Genomic DNA, 7154 nt, shown 5'->3' on the forward strand with positions numbered 1-7154 from the left:
GATATCTTGCGGCGATGCTGGACCTGCACCGGGGCCGGATCCTGCGCGAGGTGGCGCGGCTCGGGTCGATGACCGCCGCCGCGCGGTCCCTGGCCTACACCCAGCCCGCGGTGTCGCACCACATCGCCCGGCTGGAGGCCGAGGTCGGCACCCCGCTGGTGGTCCGGCACGGCCGGGGCGTGCGGCTGACCGAGGCGGGCCGGGTCCTGGTCGAGCACGTCGAGGACGTGCTGGCCCGCATGGGCGACGCCGAGGAGCGGATCGCGGCGATCGCCGGGCTGCGCGCCGGGCGGGTGCGGGCCGCGGTGTTCCCCACGGCGGCGGGCGGGCTGATGCCCGGCGCCCTGGCCCGGCTGCGGGCCCGCGCGCCGGGGGTGTCGGTGACGCTGGTGGACGCCGAGCCGCCCGAGGCGCTGGCGCTGCTGCGCGCCGGGGAGGCCGACGTCGCGGTGGTGTTCCGGCACGTGTCCATGCCGCCCGAGACCGATGCGCGGTTCCGGGAGGTGGTGCTGTGCGAGGACCCGCTGCGGCTGCTGGTCCCGGCCGCGCATCCGCTGGCGTCGGCGCGGCGGCCGCGGCTGGAGGACCTGGCCGGAGAGACGTGGGCGTCGGGCTGCGCGCGGTGCCGTGACCATCTGCGGTGGGCGTGCGCGAGGGCGGGGTTCGTCCCCGACATCGCGTTCGCCACCGAGGACCATGTCGCGATCCAGCGGCTGGTGGCGCGGGGCCTGGCCGTGACGACGCTGCCGGGGCTGGCGCTCGGCCTGCACTCCGAGCCGGGCGTGGCGCTGCCCGACGTGCCCGGTGTCGGCAGCCGCCGCGTCAGCGCGGTCGTCGCGGCGGGCCCGCGTCCTCCCGCGGTGGCGGCGCTGCTGGACGAACTGGCCGCCGGCCCGGCCGGGGCGGGCGATGGCTAGGACAGGTGGCGGTGCAGGTCGGTGAGGCGGCTCGCGGCGGCCATCACCGCCGCGGCCAGGGCGGGCATCGCGTCGTCGCCGAACCGCACCGAGGGGCCCTGCAGCGCGACGGCCGCGAACACGCGCCCGCCGCCGTCGCGGACCGGCGCGGCCACGGCGCGGACCCCGGCCAGCCGCTCCTCGTCGTTGACGGCGTAGCCGCGCTCGCGGACGGCCCGCAGGTCGGCCTCCAGCCCGGCGCGGGTGGTGAGGGTCGCGGGGGTGTGGCGGGCGTACGGCTCGTCCATCGCGACGGGGTCGTCGTCGAAGGCCAGCAGCGCCTTGCCCATCGCGCACGCGTGGATCGGGTTGCGGTCGCCGGGCGGCTGGTCGTAGCGCAGCGGGTGGACCGACGGCAGGTGCAGCAGCACCGCGACCTCGTCCCCGGCGCGCACGCCGAGGCTGACCGACTCGCCCGTCCCGTCGCGCAGCGCGGTCAGCTCGGGCTGCAGCAGGGTCGCGCCCATCCGCTCCAGCGCGAGGCGGCCGAGGATGGCGGTGGTGGGGCCGAGGAAGTACCGCTCGGTCGCGGGGTCCTGCGCGAGCATCCCGGTGGCGTGCAGGGCGCGGACGATGCGGTGCGCGGTGCTGACCGACAGGCCGAGGCGGTGCGCGATCTGGGTGGGGGTCTGCCGGGCGGCGCCCTCGAAGGAGCGGAGCACCGCCACGGAGCGGTCCACCGTCTGCGTGCCCGGCTTGGGCTGCTGCGTCCCTTCCGCTCGGTCGTCCGTCACGGGTCCCATCCTCCCACCGCTCCCGGCGCGGGGACGGCGGGGGGCGTGCGATAGTGGGGCGCGTGGCACCCGACACCCCGGTACGCGCGCCCCATTCCCGCAAGGCCCGCACGGCGGGCGGGAGGGCGCGGGGCCCCTCGCCGTCGCTGACGGTCCGGCACGGGATCGGGTTCACGCGCAACCCGTGCGCGAGCCTGCTGCGCCTGCACGCCGAGGCGGGCCCGGTCGCGGTCGTCGGGACGCGCCGGATGCCGTTCGTGCACCTGTTCGGCCCCGACGCCAACGCGTTCGTGTTCGCCAACTCGGGCCTGTTCCGGTGGCGGGAGGCGTTCGACCTGCTGGTGCCGGTGAACGGGGAGACCGCGCTGATCGTCAGCGACGGCGCCGACCACCGGCGGCGGCGCCGGCTCGTCCAGCCGGCCTTCCACCACCGGCGCGTCGCCGGGTACGTGGCGCGGATGGCGGCCAACACCGACGCGGCGCTGGAGTCCTGGCGCCCGGGCCGGACGCTGGACGCCTACGCCGAGCTGCGCGCGGTGATCCGCCGCAGCACGGTGGAGGTGCTGTTCGGCGACGGGCTCGCCGCCGACAGCGAGGTGATCGGGCGGCGCCTCCAGGTCGCGCTCGCGGCCGTCGACCGCAACTTCGTGCTGCAGATGGTGCTGCGGTCGGTGCCCAACCCCTACATGCGTCGCGTCGCGGCGTCGCGGGCGCTGGTCGCCGCGCGGGTGGACGAGGAGATCGACCGGCGGCTGCGCGAGGGCGGCGAGTACGACGACGTGCTGGGCATGCTGCTGGCCTCGCGCGACGAGGACGGCGCGGGCCTGACCCGCCAGGAACTCCAGGACCAGGTCATCAGCCTCATCTCGGCCGGCTACGACACCACCAGCGCCGCGATGGCGTGGGCGGTGCACGCGCTGCTGGCCCATCCGGAGGCCGAGGAGCGGGCGCGGCGGGAGGTGGCCGAGGTGGTCGGCGACCGGCCGGTCCGGGCCGCCGACCTGCCCGCGCTGGAGTATCTGGACGGGGTGGTGAACGAGACGCTGCGGCTGTTCCCGCCCGCCGTGCTCAGCGCCCGCGTCCCGGTCGAGGACTTCTCCTACGGCGGGCACCGTGTCCCGGCGGGGGCGATGGTGTTCTACTCCCCGTTCGTCACCCACCGGATGCCGGAGGTGTGGCCGCAGGCGGGACGGTTCCGGCCCGAGCGGTGGGACCGGTCCTCGGAGCTGTACCGTCCCACCACCCCGGCGACGTACCTGCCGTTCGGCGGCGGCCCGCACCGCTGCATCGGCTCGACGCTGGCGACGGTGGAGATCAAGACGATGCTAGCGTGCCTGCTGCGCCGCACGCGGCTGTCGCTGGTCTCCCCCGCCGCCACGCCGACGAGCGTGACCGCGATGCGCCCGCGCGGCGGCGTACCGGTGCGGGTACTCGGCTAGCGCCTGTCCCGAAGTGTCCTCGGCCACGCGCGCGAACGCGTGACCTGCCCGGTGGAGCGAGGCCGGAGGCGAGCGGAGCCGGGCAGATCGCGAAGCGATGCCGCGTTCGCCCAGGCCCGGTCACGTAGCGAGCCGCCAGGCGAGCTACGTGGGCCGGGACGTGGAAACACAACCTAGTTCTGGCGGAGGCAGACGCAGAAGGGGTGCCCGGCCGGGTCGGTCAGGACGCGCCAGCGGTCGCCGCCGGGCTGGAAGTCGGGCCTGGCGCCGCCGAGGCCGGTGACGGTCTCCTCGGCCTTGTCCAGGTCGTCGACGTAGAAGTCGAGGTGGAACTGCTGGGGCCGGTCCCCCTCGGGCCAGGTAGGCGGCCGGTGCCCGGCGACGCCCTGGAAGTAGACGTCCACGCCGCCCGGCAGCTTGACGGCGGAGGCCTCGGGGGTGTCGTAGGTGACCTCGCCTCCGGTCACCGCCGCGTAGAACGCGGCGAGTACGGGCGGCTCCGGGCAGTCGAGGGTGACGGCGACGAATTCGGCGATACCGGGCATCTATGGGCTCCTTCGTGGTCGGTGTGTTCCCAGGCTCCCAGGGGAAGCTGACATCTTCTGTCAGGTACCGGGAACGCTCTCGCGGCGCTCGCGTGCCGGGAGAAGAGGCCCGGCCGGCTCGCTCACCGGGCGGCGCGGGAAAGGCGCTCGGCCATGGCCGCCACGCGGTCGCGCAGCTCGGCCGGTTCGCGGATCTCGAAGTCGATGTCGAGGTAGGCGATGCGCAGCGCCGTCCACTCCAGGGAGTCGGCGGAGGTGCGCAGCACGCAGGTGCGGTCGTCGACCGGCTCGACCTCGCCCTCGGTCACGCGGAACCGGTCGGCCAGTTCCCGCGCGGACGCGTGCACGAGCAGCACCGCCCGCGTCGCCGGGTGCGTCCCGGCCATGAAGCGGGTGACGAACTCGGCCGTGCCGGCGGCGGGCAGCTCGCGCGGCGCGACCCGCACGCCGGTCGGCAGCGGGCCGGACACGCGGTCGACGCGGAAGATCCGCCAGTCGTCGCGGCCGGCGTCGAACGCGACCAGGTACCAGCGCCGCCCCGCCGACACCAGCCCGTGCGGCTCGACCAGGCGCCGGGTCTCCCGGTCGTCGGCGCCGCGGTAGGCGAAGCGGACGCGCTCGTGGTCGCGGCACGCCGCGGCCAGCACCGTCAGGGTCTCGGGGGCGGCGACCGGCCCGGCGGGCGGGGAGCCCAGGGTGGTGGTGGCGGCGTGCAGGGCGGTGACGCGGCGCCGCAGCCGCGCGGGCAGGACCTGTTCGAGCTTGGCCAGGGCCCGCACGGACGCCTCGGCGATGCCCTCGACCGCTCCCCCGGTGGCGGCGCGCAGCCCGACGGCGATCGCGACGGCCTCCTCGTCGTCCAGCAGCAGCGGCGGCATCGCGGCGCCGGCCTCCAGCACGTAGCCGCCGGCCGCGCCGAGCGTGGCGTGCACCGGGTAGCCGAGGCCGCGCAGCCGCTCGATGTCGCGGCGGACGGTCCGGGGGCTGACCGACAGGCGCTCGCACAGCTCGGGCCCGCTCCACTCCCGGCGGGTCTGCAGCAGCGACAGCAGCCGCAGCAAACGTTCGGACGACATACCCCCAGTATGCGGCGAATGCGGTCAAGTTCTGGCCTCTTTGCCGCCTAGCGTGGCGGCCATGAACGGGGACCACATCGTCATCGCCGGCGCCAGGAACAACAATCTCAAGGACGTCTCGCTGCGCATCCCCAAGGACCGGCTCGTGGTGTTCACCGGGGTGTCGGGGTCGGGCAAGTCGTCGGTGGTGTTCGGGACGGTCGCGGCGGAGTCGCAGCGGCAGCTGAACGAGACGCTCAGCTGGTTCGCCCGCGACCGGATGCCCCGCCGTGAGCGGCCCGACGCCGACGTCATCGACCGCCTCGCGCCCGCGGTCGTGGTCGACCAGCGGCCGATCGGCGGCAACGCCCGCTCCACGGTCGGCACCATCACCGACATCTCCCCCGTCCTGCGGGTCCTGTTCTCCCGGCACGGCACGCCGAGCGCCGGGGAGGCCGCCGCCTACTCCTTCAACGACCCGCGCGGCATGTGCCCCGAATGCGACGGCCTCGGGCACGTCGCGCGGGTGGACCTGGACCTGTTCCTGGACACCGGGCGGTCGCTGAACGAGGGCGCGGTGAACTTCCCGCCGTTCGAGGTGGGGACGTTCGTGTGGCAGCTGTACGCCGAGTCGGGCCTGTTCGACCCGGACAAGCCGCTGCGGGACTTCACGCCCGAGGAGCGGGACCTGCTCCTGCACGGCAAGGGGTTCCGGGTGCCGCGCCGCAACAGGACCGGGTCGATGGGCCACAACGCCTACGAGGGCATGATCGAGCGGTTCGACCGGCTGTACCTGAAACGGGACCTGGCGTCCCTGCCGCCCAAGGTGCGCGACGCGGCCCGCCGCGTGGTGCGCGAGGACATCTGCCCGGCCTGCGGCGGCGCGCGGCTCAACGCCGCGGCGCTGGCCTCGCGCATCGGCGGCCGCGGCATCGCCGAGATGTCCCGGATGGAGGTCGGCGACCTGGTCGCCGCGCTCGACGAGATCACCGACCCGGTCGCCGCGCGGGTCGCCGGGGAGGCCGTCGCGCGGCTGCGGCGGCTCGCCGACATCGGCCTGTCCTACCTGTCCCTGGACCGGCCGACGCGCACGCTGTCGGGCGGGGAGGCGCAGCGGCTCAAGGTCGTCCGGCACCTGGGGTCCAGCCTGACCGGGATGACCTACATCTTCGACGAGCCCAGCGCGGGCCTGCACCCCCGCGACGTCGATCGGCTGAACGCGCTGCTGCTGCGGCTGCGCGACAAGGGCAACACCGTGCTGGTGGTCGAGCACGACCCCGCCGTGATCGCCATCGCCGACCACGTCGTCGACATGGGGCCCGGCGCGGGCGTGCACGGCGGCGAGGTCGTGTTCGCCGGGACGGTCGCGGGGCTGCGCGCGGCCCCGACGCCGACCGGCCGGGCGCTGGGCGCCGCGTCGCCGGTCAAGGCCGCGTTCCGGGAGCCGGACGGCTGGCTGGCGGTGGACGGCGCCCGCACCCACAACCTCAAGGACGTGACGGTGCGGTTCCCCACGGGCGTGCTCACGGCGGTCACCGGCGTCGCCGGGTCGGGCAAGAGCACCCTGGTCATGGACGAGTTCGCCGCGCGGCACCCCGGCGCGGTCGTGGTGGACCAGTCGGCGATCGCGGCGTCGCGCCGCTCCAGCCCGGCGACCTTCGTCGGCGTGATGGACCCGCTGCGCCGGCTGTTCGCGCGGGTGAGCGGCGCCGGGGCGGCGCTGTTCAGCCACAACTCCAAGGGCGCCTGCCCGGAGTGCGACGGCAACGGCGTCATCGTCACCGACCTGGCGTTCATGGATCCGGTCACCACCACGTGCGAGGCGTGCCGGGGCGGCCGGTACCGTCCGGAGGTCCTCGCGCACACGCTGCGCGGCCGCACGATCGTGGACATTTTGGCGATGACGGCCGAGGAGGCCCTGGCCTTCTTCGCCGAGCCCGCCGGCGCCCCCGGCGGGGACGCCGGCCGCGCCGAACGTTCGATCGCCGCGCGGCTGCGCGCCCTCGACGACGTGGGGCTCGGCTACATGACGCTCGGGCGGCCGCTGGGCTCGCTGTCGGGCGGCGAGCGGCAGCGCATCAAGCTGGCGACCCGGCTGCACCGCGCCGGTACCGTCTACGTGCTGGACGAGCCCACGACGGGCCTGCACATGTCCGATGTCGGCGCGCTGCTGGCGCTGCTGGACCGGCTGGTGGACGGCGGCGGGACCGTCATCGTCGTCGAGCACGACCCGCAGGTGGTCAAGCACGCCGACTGGGTGGTCGACCTCGGGCCCGGCGGGGGCCGGCACGGCGGCGAGGTCGTGTTCGAGGGCACCCCCGCCGCGTTGCTGGAGGCGCCGTCCTCGGTCACGGCGCGGTTCCTGCGCCGCGGGGGGGGGCGGGCGGCCGGGCGGGCGGCGCCGCGGGTGGGGGGGCGGGCGGGG

Annotated in this window: 6 protein-coding genes; 3 read left to right on the forward strand and 3 right to left on the reverse strand. The window is 75.7% G+C overall.

What is annotated here, in order from left to right; translation table 11 throughout:
• Positions 1-14 precede the first annotated feature (14 nt).
• On the forward strand, positions 15-917 hold the full coding sequence (locus AB0C84_RS22605) for a LysR family transcriptional regulator (protein WP_361069545.1): 903 nt from the start codon (positions 15-17) through the stop codon (positions 915-917).
• Here the strand turns inward: AB0C84_RS22605 and AB0C84_RS22610 are convergent.
• Positions 914-1690: an IclR family transcriptional regulator gene (locus tag AB0C84_RS22610; protein ID WP_361069548.1), complete on the reverse strand. Its 777-nt coding sequence runs from the start codon at positions 1688-1690 to the stop codon at positions 914-916. The genes AB0C84_RS22605 and AB0C84_RS22610 overlap by 4 nt on opposite strands.
• Before the next feature lie 62 nt (positions 1691-1752).
• Between AB0C84_RS22610 and AB0C84_RS22615 the strand changes: the two genes are divergently transcribed.
• Positions 1753-3129: a cytochrome P450 gene (locus AB0C84_RS22615; RefSeq protein WP_361069551.1), complete on the forward strand. Its 1377-nt coding sequence runs from the start codon at positions 1753-1755 to the stop codon at positions 3127-3129.
• A gap of 173 nt (positions 3130-3302) precedes the next feature.
• On the opposite strand, the gene AB0C84_RS22620 is transcribed toward AB0C84_RS22615, so the two are convergent.
• Both AB0C84_RS22620 and AB0C84_RS22625 read right to left on the reverse strand, forming a co-directional pair.
• A complete protein-coding gene (locus tag AB0C84_RS22620) occupies positions 3303-3674 on the reverse strand; it encodes a VOC family protein (RefSeq protein WP_258939801.1) in 372 nt (123 codons plus the stop codon).
• 122 nt (positions 3675-3796) lie between these two features.
• On the reverse strand, positions 3797-4750 hold the full coding sequence (locus AB0C84_RS22625; RefSeq protein WP_258939802.1) for a YafY family protein: 954 nt from the start codon (positions 4748-4750) through the stop codon (positions 3797-3799).
• Positions 4751-4811: 61 nt separating this feature from the next.
• Between AB0C84_RS22625 and AB0C84_RS22630 the strand changes: the two genes are divergently transcribed.
• Positions 4812-7154, forward strand: a 2343-nt coding sequence (locus tag AB0C84_RS22630) for an excinuclease ABC subunit UvrA (protein WP_361069555.1), incomplete at its 3' end; no start/stop codon positions are given.

The organism is Actinomadura sp. NPDC048955 (genome assembly GCF_040649435.1).
Lineage (GTDB): Bacteria > Actinomycetota > Actinomycetes > Streptosporangiales > Streptosporangiaceae > Spirillospora > Spirillospora luteofluorescens.